Source organism: Candidatus Merdisoma sp. JLR.KK006 (genome assembly GCF_036941035.1).
In the GTDB taxonomy this organism is placed as follows: domain Bacteria; phylum Bacillota; class Clostridia; order Lachnospirales; family Lachnospiraceae; genus Laedolimicola.
Genome location: NZ_JAYMNS010000006.1, coordinates 1 through 16,807, shown reverse-complemented (window position 1 = coordinate 16,807; position 16,807 = coordinate 1). Strand labels below are relative to the sequence as shown.

The 16,807-nt window shown below is 42.6% G+C and carries 18 protein-coding genes, 8 tRNA genes and 1 pseudogene; 6 read left to right on the top strand and 21 right to left on the bottom strand.

What is annotated here, in order from left to right; translation table 11 throughout:
* Window positions 1-389 precede the first annotated feature (389 nt).
* The 4 genes from VSQ61_RS06780 to VSQ61_RS06765 all read left to right on the top strand — a co-directional run bounded on the left by VSQ61_RS06780 (window position 390) and on the right by VSQ61_RS06765 (window position 2,422).
* Window positions 390-881 carry a hypothetical protein gene (locus VSQ61_RS06780; RefSeq protein ID WP_334343687.1) on the top strand — a complete coding sequence of 164 codons (492 nt, stop codon included), beginning with the start codon at window positions 390-392 and terminating at the stop codon, window positions 879-881.
* Window positions 882-992: 111 nt separating this feature from the next.
* Window positions 993-1,376: a hypothetical protein gene (locus VSQ61_RS06775; RefSeq protein ID WP_334343686.1), complete on the top strand. Its 384-nt coding sequence runs from the start codon at window positions 993-995 to the stop codon at window positions 1,374-1,376.
* 72 nt (window positions 1,377-1,448) lie between these two features.
* Window positions 1,449-1,901 carry a hypothetical protein gene (locus tag VSQ61_RS06770; protein WP_334343685.1) on the top strand — a complete coding sequence of 151 codons (453 nt, stop codon included), beginning with the start codon at window positions 1,449-1,451 and terminating at the stop codon, window positions 1,899-1,901.
* Window positions 1,898-2,422, top strand: a complete 525-nt coding sequence (locus VSQ61_RS06765) for a hypothetical protein (RefSeq protein ID WP_334343684.1) — start codon at window positions 1,898-1,900, stop codon at window positions 2,420-2,422. Before VSQ61_RS06770 ends, VSQ61_RS06765 begins: the two co-directional genes overlap by 4 nt.
* A gap of 35 nt (window positions 2,423-2,457) precedes the next feature.
* On the opposite strand, the gene VSQ61_RS06760 is transcribed toward VSQ61_RS06765, so the two are convergent.
* Entirely contained in the window at window positions 2,458-3,513 is a 1,056-nt protein-coding gene (locus tag VSQ61_RS06760) for a replication protein (protein WP_334343683.1), read from the bottom strand.
* Between the two features lie 151 nt (window positions 3,514-3,664).
* Here VSQ61_RS06760 and VSQ61_RS06755 point away from each other — a divergent pair, with 151 nt between their 5' ends.
* Window positions 3,665-4,018, top strand: coding sequence for a hypothetical protein (locus VSQ61_RS06755; protein WP_334343682.1), 354 nt, complete (start codon window positions 3,665-3,667; stop codon window positions 4,016-4,018).
* An 88-nt stretch (window positions 4,019-4,106) separates the two neighbouring features.
* The gene (locus VSQ61_RS06750; protein ID WP_334343681.1) at window positions 4,107-5,375 is read left to right on the top strand and encodes a tyrosine-type recombinase/integrase; all 1,269 of its coding nucleotides are present in this window, start codon (window positions 4,107-4,109) and stop codon (window positions 5,373-5,375) included.
* 93 nt (window positions 5,376-5,468) lie between these two features.
* On the opposite strand, the gene VSQ61_RS06745 is transcribed toward VSQ61_RS06750, so the two are convergent.
* From VSQ61_RS06745 to VSQ61_RS06650, 20 genes and pseudogenes are all read right to left on the bottom strand, one after another.
* Window positions 5,469-5,539: transfer RNA gene (locus VSQ61_RS06745), tRNA-Gly, on the bottom strand.
* A gap of 5 nt (window positions 5,540-5,544) precedes the next feature.
* A tRNA-Pro gene (locus VSQ61_RS06740) sits at window positions 5,545-5,619 on the bottom strand.
* A 68-nt stretch (window positions 5,620-5,687) separates the two neighbouring features.
* A complete protein-coding gene (locus VSQ61_RS06735) occupies window positions 5,688-6,173 on the bottom strand; it encodes a metallophosphoesterase family protein (protein ID WP_334343680.1) in 486 nt (161 codons plus the stop codon).
* Window positions 6,170-6,772, bottom strand: a complete 603-nt coding sequence (locus VSQ61_RS06730; RefSeq protein ID WP_334343679.1) for an XTP/dITP diphosphatase — start codon at window positions 6,770-6,772, stop codon at window positions 6,170-6,172. The genes VSQ61_RS06735 and VSQ61_RS06730 overlap by 4 nt, the downstream gene beginning before the upstream one ends.
* Window positions 6,769-8,151 carry a lectin like domain-containing protein gene (locus tag VSQ61_RS06725; RefSeq protein WP_334343678.1) on the bottom strand — a complete coding sequence of 461 codons (1,383 nt, stop codon included), beginning with the start codon at window positions 8,149-8,151 and terminating at the stop codon, window positions 6,769-6,771. The genes VSQ61_RS06730 and VSQ61_RS06725 overlap by 4 nt, the downstream gene beginning before the upstream one ends.
* Entirely contained in the window at window positions 8,148-9,302 is a 1,155-nt protein-coding gene (locus tag VSQ61_RS06720; protein ID WP_334343677.1) for a THUMP domain-containing class I SAM-dependent RNA methyltransferase, read from the bottom strand. Before VSQ61_RS06720 ends, VSQ61_RS06725 begins: the two co-directional genes overlap by 4 nt.
* 144 nt (window positions 9,303-9,446) lie before the next feature.
* Complete coding sequence (locus tag VSQ61_RS06715) at window positions 9,447-9,764, bottom strand: rhodanese-like domain-containing protein (RefSeq protein WP_334343676.1); 318 nt, start codon at window positions 9,762-9,764, stop codon at window positions 9,447-9,449.
* Between the two features lie 131 nt (window positions 9,765-9,895).
* On the bottom strand, window positions 9,896-10,048 hold the full coding sequence (locus VSQ61_RS06710; RefSeq protein ID WP_334343675.1) for a hypothetical protein: 153 nt from the start codon (window positions 10,046-10,048) through the stop codon (window positions 9,896-9,898).
* 151 nt (window positions 10,049-10,199) lie between these two features.
* Window positions 10,200-10,676: a DUF1700 domain-containing protein gene (locus VSQ61_RS06705; RefSeq protein WP_334343674.1), complete on the bottom strand. Its 477-nt coding sequence runs from the start codon at window positions 10,674-10,676 to the stop codon at window positions 10,200-10,202.
* A gap of 133 nt (window positions 10,677-10,809) precedes the next feature.
* A tRNA-Arg gene (locus tag VSQ61_RS06700) sits at window positions 10,810-10,883 on the bottom strand.
* A 163-nt stretch (window positions 10,884-11,046) separates the two neighbouring features.
* Window positions 11,047-11,132 (bottom strand) — tRNA-Leu (locus VSQ61_RS06695).
* Window positions 11,133-11,156: 24 nt separating this feature from the next.
* Window positions 11,157-11,229, bottom strand: a tRNA-Val gene (locus VSQ61_RS06690).
* A gap of 7 nt (window positions 11,230-11,236) precedes the next feature.
* A tRNA-Asp gene (locus VSQ61_RS06685) sits at window positions 11,237-11,310 on the bottom strand.
* Window positions 11,311-11,376: 66 nt separating this feature from the next.
* A tRNA-Ile gene (locus tag VSQ61_RS06680) sits at window positions 11,377-11,450 on the bottom strand.
* 14 nt (window positions 11,451-11,464) lie between these two features.
* Window positions 11,465-11,536: transfer RNA gene (locus VSQ61_RS06675), tRNA-Glu, on the bottom strand.
* 203 nt (window positions 11,537-11,739) lie between these two features.
* On the bottom strand, window positions 11,740-12,099 hold the full coding sequence (locus VSQ61_RS06670; protein ID WP_334343673.1) for a PilZ domain-containing protein: 360 nt from the start codon (window positions 12,097-12,099) through the stop codon (window positions 11,740-11,742).
* Window positions 12,100-12,209: 110 nt separating this feature from the next.
* The gene (locus VSQ61_RS06665) at window positions 12,210-12,887 is read right to left on the bottom strand and encodes a GntR family transcriptional regulator (protein WP_334343672.1); all 678 of its coding nucleotides are present in this window, start codon (window positions 12,885-12,887) and stop codon (window positions 12,210-12,212) included.
* A gap of 127 nt (window positions 12,888-13,014) precedes the next feature.
* Complete coding sequence (locus VSQ61_RS06660; RefSeq protein ID WP_334343671.1) at window positions 13,015-14,328, bottom strand: M18 family aminopeptidase; 1,314 nt, start codon at window positions 14,326-14,328, stop codon at window positions 13,015-13,017.
* 260 nt (window positions 14,329-14,588) lie between these two features.
* Window positions 14,589-16,025 carry an amino acid permease gene (locus VSQ61_RS06655; protein ID WP_334343670.1) on the bottom strand — a complete coding sequence of 479 codons (1,437 nt, stop codon included), beginning with the start codon at window positions 16,023-16,025 and terminating at the stop codon, window positions 14,589-14,591.
* A 268-nt stretch (window positions 16,026-16,293) separates the two neighbouring features.
* A pseudogene (locus VSQ61_RS06650) lies at window positions 16,294-16,740 on the bottom strand (family 1 glycosylhydrolase); the annotation flags it as partial.
* Window positions 16,741-16,807 lie beyond the last annotated feature (67 nt).

Here is a 16,807-nt window from a genome sequence, read left to right as displayed (position 1 = left end):
TATCAACCTTTCTGCCAGATACACCTAGCCCCCATATCCTGTATCTGTATTCCCTAATTGTAACTTCATAAATCAGAAAAAGGATATTCCTATCTGCTTAGGAGCATCCTTTTTTCGTTAAAAAATAGACAATCTGTAATTTTCCTGCTTAAATGGGGGTATACATTCATTTTAAAATCTGTATGCATTACTTATGCACAATTTGTAAATAAGTGCTTTTTAATGAGTTCTTTTGATTTTTCTATCTCTATGCATCCCAAACCCTAAAAATTTTTCAATAAATTCGTAAATTTTTCTGTATGCATTTCCCCAGTGAACAGACGTGTTTGCAGACCTACTTGGTATGAGTTTGTATCTTTAAAAAATTTCAAGAAAAGGAGATACAAACTATGAAAAAACAAGATTTGAAAAATGTAACTGTCAACACTGATTCTACCATGAATCAGACCGCCTTGTCAAATCCAATAATTGGATACCATACGCTGGACTTATTAGAGGGATTGAAGCAATCATACTGGGATACTGTCAATCGAATACAAGAAGTTAAAGACATGACCAGAATTTGGGATGAGCAAAGGAAGGAGAAATTAAAAAACCTAAATGAGCGCAAAGCCCGTATCGAATTTGAGTTTGATGAATGGTCTGCGCTGGTAAAAGAATGGGTTTCTGAATTTCCCGAAAAAGATGCATTGTGCGGTGACATTATTGTAGAATATTATTGCGACATAAATAATTATGTTGTAGGTAAAGAACCACTAAAAGGCGCTTTAAAATTGCAAGATATTTTAGATGAAGTTTTATGCGAGAAAACAGCCAAAAACAAAAGCGCAAGTAATTTCAAAGCCAGAATACGTACAATCGCTTTGAATCTAATTGAATAAAAAAGTAAAAACAAGCAGGATATCCCCCACAACGGATATCCTGTTTGCTTCATCAAATGATAACTTTTCGTTTGCTACAATCAAATCAAGGGGTGCAAGAAAGGAGCACTTATGAAGTTGAAAAACTTAAGGTTGACATTAGCGAATGTCAACACAACCGCAGGCAAAAAAGACATGGAGGTTGTAGAAACCTCTGTGAACCGTGTCCGCCTTGATGAGGGCACATGGGGAAAGGATATTGATTCCTATAGTTTGCACTGCTGTGCAAATCATGGGGATATTATCAAGATCAAGGTCGGAAAGGAACATGCGGCAAAAGTCACCGCCCTAAACGATGCCCTTTCAGATGATGTGACAGTAACTGTTACATTTTCTGGGCTTAAGCTAAAGGCCTTTGCCATGAAGGGGAAGAGCAACAGTGACTATCCAATAAGTGGAGTTTCCGGCTCTGCACTGGACTTTGAGTATAAAGTCCAAAACGAAGTAGATTTTTAAGTAACTATTAACCCGATGATGGGGGATACTGCACCCCCCTCCCCCATCATTATAGTAGAAAGGAAAAACGCTATGAAAAGCAACGCAAAAAAATTAACTAAAGATAAAATAGAGTATCTGCATATTCTACATGCAGGCTGGAGTACAGCCTCGTACTATTCCAGATTGTTCGGAATATATCCGTGGGAATCCCCTACAGAGATACCAGTAAATCTGATAGAAAAAGATGGGATAACTATATTGCGTTTTGCGTTCCATTCTTTTGATATACTGCCAGAAAAATATTCCTTAGAAGAAACAAGGGAAATTATGCAACAGTATCTTCAATACTGCATCCTCCCCAGCGACAAGATACTCCGTCCATATATGGGCGGCTCTACAATTTATGATATTGTAGAACCTCTGTATATAGACAGGGTAGAGGAATCTAAGGGCATATGGCGCATTGACATTGTATATGTCGATAATCCGCTTGCGTTTCAATATGTTCAAAGCCAAAAATGGCAAGGAGGATATATTTTATGAGTAATGAATCATTAAAAATCTATCTACAAAAGATAAAAGAATTTTTGCTCCCACTGCTTATTTGCTTGAAAGACTGGTGCAAACAGGCACACCAGAAATATCTGAAAAAAGAGAAAATAAGAATCAAAACGGAACGTGAGTTAAAGATTCTTATGAATCAGAAAAAATTACGGGAGGAATTGTTTGACGTGTTCAGCACATCAAGCTATCCAAAATTGATAGCGGTGCGGACATTACAAAATATCCGTCCAGTATCGTATGAGATACAAAAGAATGAAATTTTATATTATTATACTATAGATAAAGAGCAATCCGAAAAAATCGCGCTGACTATATGCAAATCCATATGTGATAATATGAACAATGACATTGTTACATATGGTCAGTTTCTGATGGAGAATTACTTTCCAGAGGAATTGTTGATAATGTATCCTAACTTGTGGTACGGGGTAAAGGTCTTAAAAGTGACAGACCAGGAGACCAACGTAAAATTAACAGTGGTTTCCAACAGACCGTTATAGCAAGGTAAAAGCACCTTTTTACAGGTGCTTTTTTCTTATAAGTCAAAAGGCATTTCCTCCTGCCTGTATTCCTCCGCTTCTTCAAATGGTGTCTCTATTCCATCTGTCAGCGGCTGGAATCCCTCGCCCCTGTGCATATAATCATCCACGGATTTATATTCTATTATATTATCTTTTGTGATATGATGGTATACCTTTTGTATGCGGCGCAAAAATGCCCTCCATGTGGCTGGGGAATCTTCCTGCACATTGGGATACTGTTCCTCAAGTGGGATATTGCTAATAAAGGCCACCTTTGTAAAACAGGCTACTTTATCCGCATATCTCGCACGCAGGCTACAATTCGGGTAGCCCTCGCACCATGTAAGAAGTTCTGATATTAGAATCTGGCTTCGATACTCTTCAAAGATGATCACATCCTGTCCCCTGTACCCGTCCCATACCGCATTGCCATTATAATTTGTGATTCGGTATACATTTTCATATCCGTACTTTTCCATCCATGTTCTTGTCTTGTTAGTGTTCGTTTCCCCGAATACGTAAAAACATTCTATCTCCCTCCACCTATTTTTAAATTCTTCCTCCCTAAGTGCCTGTCTCGTCCTCTCTATATGGTTGAGGTATTTCAGATAGTCGGGATTCTGACGCAGTATTTCAGAATTGGACATACCGTTTTCTATCATATCAAAAAGGATAGACAAATCGCTCCGCTTTCCCTTGTGCCCTTTCGGCAGTTCTCCCCACTCTTCAAAGGTATCTACAAGATTGGTCTCTTTCTTTTCGGTATCTTCCCATTTTCCCTCTTTCCTTATGTAGTCCCTATTCTCCTGTGGCGTACCCTGTGCTTTCTCAATATGCGCCGCAGGAAATTTATTTTTCAATGTAGAAAATTTTATGGGATTCCTTGTCTTGATGTAGATATGGGTATGTTCTGTGCCCTGTTCCCCTACCTCATCACACATACACCAATATACCATTGACGGGATGGCTTTTAAAACTTCCTTAATCTTATCATGCCCCATATCCTTATCTTTCGGGTTGTTAATGGTAATCTGCCAGCCCCTGGCCTGTCTGTCCTTGTCTCCGCCCAATACTGCACCCTCCTTTAAGGTTTTATTTTTATCGTACATTCCGAAAAATCATCAAATAATGAAATTCTGTGATTTAAGATTTTACTATCATCCAATGGAGGGGGATGGTTATAAAACAAAAGAAAGCAAAAATTTTAAGGAGGGAAACAATATGATTATATCACACGGGAAAAAACTTTCAGCTATAGAGGTAGGAACGGCTGGACTATCCCACGATAAGAGCACCACGTTGCTTTGTAGCGGCGCAGAAAAGAGGAAACCATATAGATTTTCTAGGATTGTCCTTCATGTGCTGATAGGACAAAGTATACTCACTCTCCATGTGAATGATTTATCACCAGAGGTTGAGGAACGTTATAAAGAGCTTCGCAGGCGGTTGCGTGAACAGCATATAGTGCCTGTTCATGTGCCGAGCATATTAATATCGGCATATAGCCATGAAACTCTGCATGGCCTAAAATTAAGCTGTGATTCATTCCAGCTTATATCTGACAAAGAAGCATAAAGCAACAAAGGGATTCCCTACAAAAGATATCCGTAAACATACAGCACTACCCTTTTGGAATCCCAGTCTTAAAAGATTGGGAGGACATATGAAGAGAAACTATAATGATGATTTATTGTCTTTTCTGCTAGAATATAGTAAAATATCTATAGAGGATGCCAAAAGTGAAATCGAGAAAATGACTAATAGAAAATATTTAGAACAACACTCTTTTGACATTTGGCAAGGTACGGACACTCGTTGGCGTACATATCTCCCCGACGATACAAAGAAGAATAAAAGGAGGCTCATTGCAAAAAGTACAAAAGAAAAGATTGAAGCTGAAATAATCGCTTATTACAAAGGATTGGCCGAAAACGTTTCACTAAAAAAAATTACTCTGCGTACATTCTACCAGACATGGCTTGACTATAAAAAATTAAAAACCACATCTTCCATGTACATACGGCGTATACACAGTGATTGGGAAAATTATTATCTTAATGATGCAATCATTGACATTCCCCTTGTAAAACTGGATTATGATACTCTGGAAGAATGGGCATTGAAAAAGATTAGAGAAAATCAGCTTACAAAAAAATCTTATTATAATCTTTCAATTATTTTAAGAGGGTCTCTTGACCTGGCTTGCCAGAAAGGCATTATTACAGAAAATCCTTTCCAAAAAGTTAAGATTGATTATAAGCTGTTTTTCCGAAAAAGAAAGCCGGATGACGCAACACAGGTATTTTTAACAAACGAACAGCCAGAGATTGAAAGAGAAGCTTATGAAGATTTCCAGCAGACAGAAAATGTTGCCTGTCTAGCTATACCGCTACTCTTTCAGACAGGTTTACGGTTAGGTGAAATTGTTGCTATTAAAAGCACCGATATTTCTGGAAATTATCTTCATGTCCAGCGTATGGAGATAAGAACTACCAAACAATTACCAGATGGCTCTTGGGCTACACAACGTTTTGAAATTGTGGAACATACCAAGAGTGAAGCCGGTAACAGAAATGTTTACCTTACCAGTACTGCAAAGAAAATCATTCAGCAGATCGAATTGTGTAATCAAGAGCATGGTTACAAAGATAATGATTTTCTTTTCTTAAATGCCGACGGCCGGATTCATTCCAAAAGTATAGATACTCGTATCAGAAAATACTGCCGCCATATTGGCATAGCAGAAAAGGGCTGTCACAAGGCAAGAAAAACGAATATAAGTTTACTTATTGATGGCCGTGTTAATATTAACCGTATTAGGGAACAAGTCGGACATGCATCAGAACGTACTACTTACAATAATTATTGCTTCAATCGTATGACAAATTCTGAAACAGAGAATCTTTTTGAAAAAGCACTGGTTAATAAATAGCGTCTGAAAAGTGTAATCAAGTGTAATCAAAACTTTTCAAGGCAAAAAATAAAGGAAGCCTTGATTTTACTGGCTTCCTTAACAAATAAAAAGAGCGGGTGATGGGAATCGAACCCACGTGTCCAGCTTGGAAGGCTGGTGTTCTACCATTGAACTACACCCGCATCAGTCGGGGTGACAGGATTCGAACCTGCGACCTCCTGGTCCCAAACCAGGCGCTCTAGCCAAGCTGAGCCACACCCCGAAACTGCTCACCACTACATCCCTTCGTGACGCATGTTATATTGTACTATACGATTTTTTAAATGTCAATCATTTTTTTATATAATTAATTGTAAAATGTGCTTCTCCATTCCGATCCACATCCATAATCATATAACTGGGCTTGCGGCCCTCCTGCCGGGGATAAGACAAGCTTCCCGGATTCAGAACCACAATCCCGTCATTCTGCTCCAAATAAGGCCGGTGGGTATGACCAAACATAACAATATCAAAGCCTCTGGCTTTGGCATCCTCCTTGATCATATGGGTTCCCATAGTAATATAGTAATAATGTCCATGAGTCAGCAGCACACGATATTTCCCGATAAGAAACTCATCTTCCTTAGGCAAATCACAAAAAAAATCATTATTTCCGGCCACCATATGAACGGGACAGTCTGTTATTTTGTGAATATATTCTTCACTGCCCTCCACATCTCCGCAGTGAATCAGCATATCAATAGGCTTCACCTGCTCCAATAAGTGCTTCAATGTTGCATCTCGTCCATGAGTGTCACTGACAATCAATATCTTCATCCTATTCCTTCCCTCTTAAGCTTTTCTTTTATGGCCCGGAGGGCTTTCCCCCTGTGGCTCAGTTCATTCTTTTTCTCCATAGTCATTTCAGCCGTAGAGCAGCCATACTCCGGCAGCCAGAAAATCGGATCGTACCCAAAGCCGCCTTCTCCCCGCTCCTCATATCCTATGATTCCCTCTATGCTTCCTCTGGCCGTCAAGATCCTCCCATTCGGAAATGCCGCTGCTATGACACACACAAAACGAGCTGTTCGCCGTTCCGCCGGCACCCCTTCCAGGCGATCTATCAAATTTTGATTTTTTATCCGGTAAGAAGTATCCTCACCTAAATAACGGGCAGAATACACTCCCGGCTCTCCATTCAGGTAATCAATCTCCAATCCTGAATCGTCCGCCAATACAAGAGTCCCTGTCTCCCGCATAACTGCCCCGGCCTTTATAATTGCATTTTCCTCAAAGGTCTTTCCGTCCTCCTGAATCTCTATCTCAATTCCGGCATCCTTCAGAGAAAGAATCTCCATTCCCAAATCCGCCAGAATCAACCGGATTTCCTTCATCTTTCCCTGGTTTCCTGTCGCAAAAATGATCGAATTCTTCATTCGTTCTCTCCCTCATCCCTATCCGCATATACCTTTAAGCAAAGGTTGCTGTTCTGTTCTTCCTCCACTCGCTCCCAGTGCCTGTTATCAGAACTGATATACCCCTCTCCATCACCCAGATATACGGCCTTACCTAACTCCTCAGAAGCATATTCCACCGCAATGGGACACACAGCCTCCGGCGTCATAATCTCCACCACTGCTGCAAATTTTTCTCCTTCCTTCACGAATACAGGCATTTCCAGATTGATGGTATAAAAACCCGGATATTGAAGATAGCCTGCCTGTACATATTCTACGTCTGCAAGCTCCTCTTTCCCTGTATAATTCGTCTTAACCGCCAGATGGTATTCCGTATCATTGCCAGTCGCATAGATACCAATAGCCTGAATCTTCTGATCACCAGTGGCTGTATAGACATTTGCAAAACTGGCTATTTCCGTATTATACCCCACTTGTCCGCACCAGCCGCAGAGATCGGATTGATAAAGCACCTCATAGTTATCTTCATATTCCACCTTTGTGAATGCAACGTTATATTTTCCAATATTTGAGTCATAATAGGATACATAGAAAATGCCGCCGTCTCCAAAACCAGTTCCCCAGCTATTTTGGCAGATAAACGCACCGTTTCCCGGCGCCTGCACAATAAAATTTTCTGCCGGATATTCATCATCCCAGCCAATAATCACTACATCATGATTGGGAAGCTCATCTCCTTCATAATAATAGCTGAAATTATCCCTGTTAAAATAATCTGATGGCTCTCTGGGATCAGAAAAGTCCACATAAAGTGAGCTTTCCACTCCTCCATGGAGATATATGGTCTGCTTCACTGCCTCATAATCCTTATCTGCAGGCATACGTACCTCTTGTACATGCCGTACTGCACTAAGCCCTATTGGAGAAATATTATCTCCATAGGGATCGTCCTGCTCGTATACAGGCCCCTGCCAGGCAGTCAGATAGGCGACCGACATAACATAAGAACCGCCCTCGTCAGTCCCCATTCCAAAACTGTTATGAAATGTCAGATGATCCCTCGAAAAGTCCAGCTCTTCATCCGGAAGCAGCGAGCTTTCAAGGGCCGTTAATGAGGCAAAGGCCCAACAGGTCTCAAAACGCTCCTGATCCCGAACCTTTGGGGCACGCCCCTCCTGCCGGTAGTCAAAATATGACGGAAGCTTTACCTCCTCCTTTGTCCTGTCAATCGCCAATTCCTTGGTTTCCTGTATCGCTTCCTCCGGAAGCAGGATTTTTACTGCTGCCCTGACCGCCTTTTCTTCCTCGTCCTCATGCAGCATTACTTTTTGGACTCCGGCCGCACATACTACCGTCAGCACCAGGATCAAAAATCCCTGTCTCAATAAATTTCTCATAAGCCCTGCCGTTTTCTAGGGGGCTTGGGCCCCAAATATTGATAAAAATATGTCTTTAGCATTCCATTGTATATTTTGCGATTCTTATCTGCTTTTCTGCCTATATATCGTTCCGCTTCCTCGTAACCTGTAATCAGATAAGCGGACCAGCTATCCAGCCGCACCATAGCCTCCCCTATCTCCCTATACAGCCCCGGCAAAACGGACTTTTCCTCCAGCCGCTCTCCATAAGGAGGATTTGCAATGAGAAATCCGTATTTTTTCGGATGGTTCAACTCGCTCACCGGTCTGGCCTGAAAATGAATCATATGCTCCACACCTGCATCCTTTGCATTTTCTCTGGCTGCCTTTACCATAGCCGGATCAATATCGTAGCCCTGTATATCTGTGTCTACCGTATCATCCAGCAAGTCATTCGCCTCTGTTACGGCCTCATACCAATACTTTTTTGCAATTAGATTCGTCCAAGATTCTGCTGTAAAACTCCGATTCATTCCGGGGGCCATATGAGCAGCTATCATAGCAGCCTCAATAGGAAAGGTTCCGCAGCCGCAGAACGGATCTACCAAAATCCGGTCTCCCTTCCAGGGCGTCAGCATCAGCAGTGCCGCTGCCAAAGTCTCTGTAATAGGGGCCTTGCTGGAGCGTATCCGATATCCCCGTTTATGTAAAGAGAGGCCTGATGTATCAATTCCTACTACCGCTTCGTCCTTTAAAAAGGTAATGCGCAAAGGATACTCTGCCCCATCCTCCGGGAACCAGCTTATATGATACCGAGCCTTTAAGCGCTCCACCACTGCCTTTTTCACAATAGATTGAATATCAGAAGGACTGAACAGCTTACTCTTCACAGATGCTGCCTTTGCCACCCAGAACTTTGCATCTGCAGGAAGATAATTCTCCCATGGAAGAGCTTTTATCTGCTCAAACAGTTCATCAAAGGTCTCTGCACGAAATCTTCCTACCTTCAGAAGCACTCTCTCCGCTGTCCGCAGAAAAATATTAGCCTGGCAGATCCCTTCCGCATCTCCAAGAAAGGTCACTCTGCCGTCCTCCACCAGACTGACCTCATAACCCAGGTCCTGTATCTCCCTTTTCAATACTGCCTCCAATCCAAAGTGGCAGGGGGCAATCAACTCAAATACTTCCATGCGGTCTCCATTCTATCAATACTGCGGTAAGGTAACAGCAACAACTATAGTTTATCATAATATGCGTTTTTCCTGCTGTCAATCTTTATCTTATGGAAAAGGAAACCGCAAAAAGACCGCAAGCCATGAAGCCTGCGGCCAGTTTTACTGCTTTCCTGTATAGCTTTCACTGTTTCTGCCTTCATAAGCCTGAATGCCGCCAATCATGGTTTTTACCCGATAGCCCTTTTCACTCAGCTCTCTGGCTGCCATCAAGCTTGTTCCGCCCCGCTCACAATAAAGTATCAAAGTCTGATTGCGCAGAAATCGGATTTTCTCTTGCAATTGTGCATAAGGGATACAGACTGCTCCTTTCAGATGAAGCTTTCTGAACTCCCTGGGCTCTCTCAGATCAATTACCACGTAACCGTCCCGGAACAGATAGGAGTCGATTTCCCGTGGGGAGATTGTTTCAAATTCCATATCTTCACCTTTTATTCTATTGTAATATAGAATATCTTATGCATCTTTTTTGCAAAAGTTCCATGAAGGGTGTATCCCCTGATCTAAAAAACGGGCTCCAAAAGGAGCCCGCTTCTTCTCATCACCGCCGCTTAATAATTGCAGTTCTGTGAATCGCTTGCATTCTTGCCGGAATTCTTAGAGCTGCTATTCTTGGAGCCGGAAGAATTCTTGCTGGAATTGTTCGCATTGTTTGCGTTGTTTGCGTTGTTTGCATTGCTGCTGTTGTTTGCATTGTTTGCCATAATTGTTTCCTCCTAATAATTTTAATAGGCTTTACACTCTTATTATGGCTGCAATACAGAAAATTATTTTTCCATTTTTTTCTAATTACATCAAATAGATGCTTTCAGAAGAACACATACTGCATCATCACAAGCCTGACAGCAACAGGCATCATCGATTTCCAAAAAAGAACCGCAGAATCCACACAATCAAAAGAACCGGAAGCAAAATCGGAAGAAGCCATGAAAGAATTCCGCCAACAATTGTAAAAATCACGGTCAGAACCAGTATCACAATTATAAATATCAGAAGACGTCCGTACCAAGTGTTCAAATTTAACTGCCTATATTTCAAATCCACGCCGCCGTTGTCATTAAACTCTGCATGAAAGCCTTTCTCTGGCTCTTCCCGGGTATAAGCGCTTTCATAAGTCTCTCTGCTTCCCTGCTGTTTATTTGTATCAATAATAGTTTTCGCAATCAGGCGGGGATCCCCAAGAGATTCCAAAACCTCCCGTTCGCTTTTTCCGCCTGCAATCTCTTGGGAAATATAAGAGTCATAGTAACGTACATTATCCTCTACTGCTGCAGCCGGAACTTCTCCACTCAGCACTGCCCGTAATGTACTTACAAATTCATTTCTATCCATGTCATCTCCTCTGCCTTCCGCTCAATCTGTCCTTGCTGTTTTGTATTGATTTTACGCTGTTTCCCTTCTTCTGTCAATGGGCGAAAAAAAGCAGGAATACCTCTTCTAAGGCTTCCTGCATCCTTAATATGAACGTGGGCGAGAGGATTCGAACCCCCGACCTTTTGGTCCGTAGCCAAACGCTCTATCCAGCTGAGCTACGCCCACATCTTTATTGAAATCTCAGTCAAGCATCTCTGCTTTTCAACTGCCTGATTATCATAGCACAAAGCAGAAAAGAAATCAACCTTTTTTTATAAATTTTCTCTCAATATACTTGAATATGAAAAAAGAAATGCTGTAAACACAGCATCTCCTCTGTTCTATTAAATGCCGGCAACCGGAATCGAACCGGTACGGGAGATTAGTCCCGCAGGATTTTAAGTCCTGTGCGTCTGCCAGTTCCGCCATGCCGGCATTTTTACAGATTTCTCTGTAAAATGGGACCTATAGGGCTCGAACCTATGACCCTCTGCTTGTAAGGCAGATGCTCTCCCAGCTGAGCTAAGATCCCTTATAAACGACCCGAATGGGACTCGAACCCACGACCTCCGCCGTGACAGGGCGGCGCTCTAACCAACTGAGCCATCGGGCCAGATGAAGTTTTTATTTCCATGCCTCTTGGAGACTGACGGACTTCATCCGTCAAGGCATTAAAAAGTGGACCCACGGGGACTCGAACCCAGGACCGACCGGTTATGAGCCGGTTGCTCTAACCAACTGAGCTATGGGTCCAAGTAATATATCAATGACTCCTACGGGAATCGAACCCGTGTTACCGCCGTGAAAGGGCGATGTCTTAACCGCTTGACCAAGGAGCCCTATTTTTCTGCCCCTTGGGGCATGTCCCTTCTGCATATCAGCTTAGCGACATCTTAGATGTTACCACAGATTCTTCGTTTTGGCAAGGGTTTTTTTGCCTGTAATTCAGGTTTTCTGTCTGCGCATATTTGTGCCATTACCATACCAGTCCCACGCCAATCAGCGGAGTGATTGGCGTGGAATATTTTACTTTTTCATTTGACTATTGCTTTTCTTTCCCTTCCTCTATACGGGTTAATAAATCATACACTTCTATCCGTGCAGCATTCATCTCCGGCAGTCCAATGAAAATGGTTCCGCACTTGTAGTGCTCGTCCTCAGTCTCTTCGATTCGAACCACCTTCAAGAATGCATGGATCTCATCATCATTCCAAATCTTCAAAAGCGCTTCATATACTGCTCCAATGGCCAAAGGAGTGCTGCAGATAAATCCTACGCCTGTCTTTGATACATCCAGAACCTCAATCTCCACTTCCTCTGGTTTATCCGATTCATCATTCAAATTTTTAATTAATAGCCGAGCTGACAAACTCATACGTCTGCTGTTTCTCTTTTCCTGCATTTTCTGTTTACTCCTTTCACGGCAATTCTTTTCTTTTATTTTAGTTTATTTCTCTCTTTTTGTAAAGTAACTCCATTGCCGAAACAGAGATATTTTCTCTCAGCGGATACTTAAATCCCCCAAAAACAAAACTCTTCCTCCTTGATCCCTTCCTTTTCTATAAACCTGGCGACAGAATCCATGTAATGATGAGAAATCGCCCTGCAGATCACCTCCGCCTTTGAAGTCTTACAGGCTTCTAAAAGCTCTTTATGAATGGAATACTGCCTCTTGGCAATCTCCCTTTCATCAAAATTTCCTATATAGAATTCAACCACGCTTCCATAATCCAGATCCGTCCATACTTTGGAAAGCCTTTCCGACTGCGCCCTGTCCACGATTATCTTATGAAACATGTGATCGCATGAACTGATATCCCCATAACCCATAGCCTGGTTATCCATCCTGGCCAAGATCTCTTCCATTTTTGCAATATCCTTCTCTTCCATCCTGCCGCCGCCCAGTTTTACTGCCAGCGCCTCGTAGGTGGAACGGAGAAGATAGATCTCATAGAGATCCTTTATGGTAACCTTTTTTACAGAGCATCCTACATTCCTTGTATATTCAATGATCCCCTCCTGCTCAAGCTGTCTTAACGCCTCTCTTATGGGTCCGCGGCTCACGCCGAGCTCCTCGGAAAGCTCCTTTTCGATAATCCGGACTCCCGGCTCTAACTCCCGCTTTAATATCTTCTCCCGAATGGCATCCACCACATTCTCCCGCAGCGTCCGGTATATTAATTTACTCATGGCTTTAACATTTCCCTTTCTTTGGCAGTACCGTAACGCAATCAAACGAACCTGCCCGTATGTCTACCTGATTTGTTATTTTGGGGAACAAAGACATTTTACCACAGTACAGGAAAAAGGGAAATATTTATGCCGAAAAAATACTTCCGTTACTTTCATAAAAATGCGTGGAGAAGAACTGCTTCATGGCCTTTATCATATAACAAGTATCCTTTACTCCCGCCGTCTCGTATGCGGAATGCATGGCAAGCTGGGGCAGGCCGATATCTACGGCTTTCAGGGAAACCTTTGCAGAGGAAATATTGCCAAGGGTACTTCCCCCTGCCTCGTCGGAACGATTCGCAAAAAACTGAACCGGAACCTCCGCTTTTTCACAAATATCCCGGAACAATGCAATACTCACTGCATCACTGGTATATTTCTGTCCCGCATGAGACTTTACAACAATTCCCTCGTTCATATACACACAGTTTTCCACGTCCGTTTTCTCCGGATGGTTGGGATGCACCGCATGAGCATTGTCCGCACTCAGCATAAAGCTTCCTGCCACCGCCCGGTAATAATCCTCCTCCGACTTTCCAAGACCCATATTAATACGCCTGAGAATATCATACAAAAAGGTGGAGCCTGCGCCCTGCTTCGTTCCGGATCCTACCTCCTCGTTGTCAAAGCATGCATACACATTGACGCTTTTCTCCTGATGCCCCTGTAAAAATCCCTTTAATGATGCATATGCACACTGCAGATCATCCAGATGCTGGCAGGAGATAAACTCCTCCTGCGCACCCCATACTGAGGCCTCTTCCCGATTATACAGGTAAATATCACTTCCATAGACAGCTTCCTCTGAAACGCCTGCCGCCTCTGCGATCAGCTTCTTGAAATCACCCTTTTTACTTCCCTCTCCGCCAAATAATGGAAGCATATCTATCTGCTTGTTATATGCATAACCGTCATTAACCGCCCGATTCATGTGAATGGCCATGCTCGGTATCATTACCAGATCACGATCAATATTTATAAGCTTTGTGGTAAAATGATCTCCTTCCTTCACAATCACCCTGCCTGCCACGGAAAGAGGCCTGTCAAACCATGTGGCACAAAGCATTCCTCCGTATCCCTCCGTATTTAGCTGCAAATACTTTTTCTTTACCTCAATTTCCGCATTTTCCTTTACCTTGAAGGTAGGAAAATCACTGTGAGACGCCGCAATATTGAAGCTGTAATCCATAAGCTCGCTTCCAATGCCAAATGCGATAATACTTGAATCATTCCTCGTTACATAATATTTTCCGCCGGTTTTAAGCTCCCATTGCTCATTCTCTTTCAATCGCTCATAGCCATTGCTTTCAAGCTCTTTGCCAATCCTCTCTACCGCATGAAATGCCGTTGGGCACTCCTTTAAAAAGCCAGTCATCTCCTGAGATATTTTTTTGAACATGGTTTCAACTCCTTAATATTTTCATTATTATTTCCCCCAGCTGCAGGCATAAGAGTTTTTTACAATTTAAGGAGCTGTCGGAAAATAAGACAGAAGACTTTTCTAATCCCCAGCGTCCGGCTGTTTGTGTACAGACTGTCTGATATGTACGGATATTGCTTTTTAATGTCCGTACAGAGCAGACAGAATGTACACAAACCGTCCGAATACAGGGTATAGAAATGGCTGATGTCTTATTTCCCGACAGCCCCTCCTGCCTGTTAATTTGCCGAATTTTTTTCTCTTTCTCTTTTTGCAAGATATGGCATAATCATACCTAATGCGGTCAGCACAATGGGAGTGATAATATTCAATGCCATTGTAAAGACATCTGTTGAATACATACCCAGAATACAGCATGCCGCAGTCAGCACGAAGCACCAGGCTCCAAAGAACTTGGCAACTCCCTGATTTTTTACAAACCGGTACTCTGCCGGTATGGTGTTGTATGCTTTTCTAAGCGCCAGATAAGCAACAAATACCCACAAATAACGAAGGGGCATACACACGGAATTCAGCTTTGTAAGCTGTGCCAGCACAGCCGCTGCTCCCGGTACGAATGACTGAATCAAAATAATACTTCCTGATAAAGCAATAATCAGCTTAATTCCATTTACATAAGCTCCGTGCTCATTCCTCTTAAGCATTGCGCTGGGAACGAACTCTTTGGAATCCTCGTTGTCAAGAAGCATACGAAGAGGCGCGTCAATGCTGACTACCAACACCGCAAACTGTCCAATCATATTGCAGAGGGCATACAGTACCAGCAGGATATCTCCCAGTCCATAATACTGTCCAAGCTTCTGGAATGCCCAGTAGGAACCATTGGATACGTAAGAGTTAAAGGACTCCGTACTGCCGTTAATAACCGTCGGGTCAAACATCATTCCCATAGATATGGTTCCCAGAATCGCACATACTACAACCATAATTGCAAGAGCAATCATGCCCTTCGGAAATCCCTTTGCCGGATTCTCAACCTTATTAACGTATGGAGAAATCTTTTCACAGCCGCCTACCGCAAACACAAGGATTGACAGAGACGTAAAGTATCCCACATTAAACTGGGGAATCAGGTTCTTGATGCTAAAGTCCATAGCAACATATCCGCCGTTGGGATTAATGGCCGGAGCCGCAAACATCAGCAGAATATATAAAATGGACATAACAAACATACTGGTTCCTGCAATGGAAGCCAGCTTCTTAAGAGGATTCAGTCCACGGCTTGCCACCCAGCAGAAGAATAAAAATACCACCAGCGTCGCCAGCTGTACAGCGATTGTAGGAAATGTATCATATGTTTCCGCATTACGGAATACGGCCCAGCTAAGAGCCTTAAGGCCGCCGCTGCCCTTGCTTGCAATGTATGTAATGTGACATGCCCAGTAGGTCCACCCTGCATAGTAAGCAAGCTTCGGCCCCATGGTATTGTGAATCCATGAGCTGACACCGCCGCCGGAGGTCTTAAAGGCTGAGCCAAGCTCTCCAACCATCAGCGTGTAAGGTACAAAATAAAGGGCAAACATCAAAATCCAACTGAAAATTACCTGAATTCCATTAAAGTATACAAAACCGTTTAATACATTTCCGAATCCCCATACACCTGAAAACGCAATAAACGCCAGGGTATACCAGGTCATCTTTTTTGAATCGTTCATCTTACTCCCTCCAATGCAATATTTTCGTTTTTTGCCGGCAATCATAATTGTAGATTGTCAACAACTTATAAATAAATATAACATATATGCCTGCTATTTTCAACAAGGGATTTGTTTTGGATATATGTTTTTTATGGATTAGTTACAATATCAGATGTAAAAGTGGATACTGCAGAATAACTCCCCATTCGTTGTTCTACAGTATCCCCTTGTCTATAAGTTCCTATTTACTCTAAATCCTCCCCATTCGAAGCAATCACCTCTCTACCTCTCTGTCGTACCAGCCATTATATTTTTCGACCAGTCCGTAGGGAATCTCATAATGTGAGATCGTAACCAGCGGCTCAATATCATATTTCTTTAATTCATCAAATACCTTATCATAAAAGGCAAGCCCGGCTTCATTGGGCGCTTCCTCCGTTCCCGCAGGAAAGATCCGGGTCCAATTAACAGACATCCGGAATACCCGAAAGCCCATTTCAGCCGCAAGCGCAATATCTTCCTTATAGTGATGATAAAAATCCGCAGCTTCACGGCTTGGATACAGCACATCCTCTTCAAAAGCCGCGGTAACTCTTTTGGGCGTTGTGCGTGAACCATTGGTACACATATCGGAAATCGAGGGACCCTTTCCATCAACATCCCACGCTCCCTCATACTGATTGGCGGCAGTAGCCCCGCCCCACAAAAAATCTTTCCTTAACAAACTGTGCATCTGTTTCCTTTCTTTGTAAAATTTATAGCCACTCTCCTTTATGGGGAATGGCTATGTACTACTAGTA

Excerpts from the sequence above, each read along its gene's own strand:
- VSQ61_RS06780 (WP_334343687.1), top strand. The coding sequence starts at position 390 with ATGAAAAAACAAGATTTGAAAAATGTAACTGTCAACACTGATTCTACC.
- VSQ61_RS06715 (WP_334343676.1), bottom strand. The coding sequence starts at position 9,764 with ATGGAATTTGAAACAATCTCCCCACGGGAAATCGACTCCTATCTGTTC.
- VSQ61_RS06725 (WP_334343678.1), bottom strand. The coding sequence starts at position 8,151 with ATGAGAAATTTATTGAGACAGGGATTTTTGATCCTGGTGCTGACGGTA.
- VSQ61_RS06710 (WP_334343675.1), bottom strand. The coding sequence starts at position 10,048 with ATGGCAAACAATGCAAACAACAGCAGCAATGCAAACAACGCAAACAAC.
- VSQ61_RS06665 (WP_334343672.1), bottom strand. The coding sequence starts at position 12,887 with ATGAGTAAATTAATATACCGGACGCTGCGGGAGAATGTGGTGGATGCC.
- VSQ61_RS06730 (WP_334343679.1), bottom strand. The coding sequence starts at position 6,772 with ATGAAGAATTCGATCATTTTTGCGACAGGAAACCAGGGAAAGATGAAG.
- VSQ61_RS06705 (WP_334343674.1), bottom strand. The coding sequence starts at position 10,676 with ATGGATAGAAATGAATTTGTAAGTACATTACGGGCAGTGCTGAGTGGA.
- VSQ61_RS06770 (WP_334343685.1), top strand. The coding sequence starts at position 1,449 with ATGAAAAGCAACGCAAAAAAATTAACTAAAGATAAAATAGAGTATCTG.
- VSQ61_RS06775 (WP_334343686.1), top strand. The coding sequence starts at position 993 with ATGAAGTTGAAAAACTTAAGGTTGACATTAGCGAATGTCAACACAACC.
- VSQ61_RS06660 (WP_334343671.1), bottom strand. The coding sequence starts at position 14,328 with ATGTTCAAAAAAATATCTCAGGAGATGACTGGCTTTTTAAAGGAGTGC.
- VSQ61_RS06655 (WP_334343670.1), bottom strand. The coding sequence starts at position 16,025 with ATGAACGATTCAAAAAAGATGACCTGGTATACCCTGGCGTTTATTGCG.
- VSQ61_RS06750 (WP_334343681.1), top strand. The coding sequence starts at position 4,107 with ATGAAGAGAAACTATAATGATGATTTATTGTCTTTTCTGCTAGAATAT.
- VSQ61_RS06765 (WP_334343684.1), top strand. The coding sequence starts at position 1,898 with ATGAGTAATGAATCATTAAAAATCTATCTACAAAAGATAAAAGAATTT.
- VSQ61_RS06755 (WP_334343682.1), top strand. The coding sequence starts at position 3,665 with ATGATTATATCACACGGGAAAAAACTTTCAGCTATAGAGGTAGGAACG.
- VSQ61_RS06670 (WP_334343673.1), bottom strand. The coding sequence starts at position 12,099 with ATGCAGGAAAAGAGAAACAGCAGACGTATGAGTTTGTCAGCTCGGCTA.
- VSQ61_RS06720 (WP_334343677.1), bottom strand. The coding sequence starts at position 9,302 with ATGGAAGTATTTGAGTTGATTGCCCCCTGCCACTTTGGATTGGAGGCA.
- VSQ61_RS06735 (WP_334343680.1), bottom strand. The coding sequence starts at position 6,173 with ATGAAGATATTGATTGTCAGTGACACTCATGGACGAGATGCAACATTG.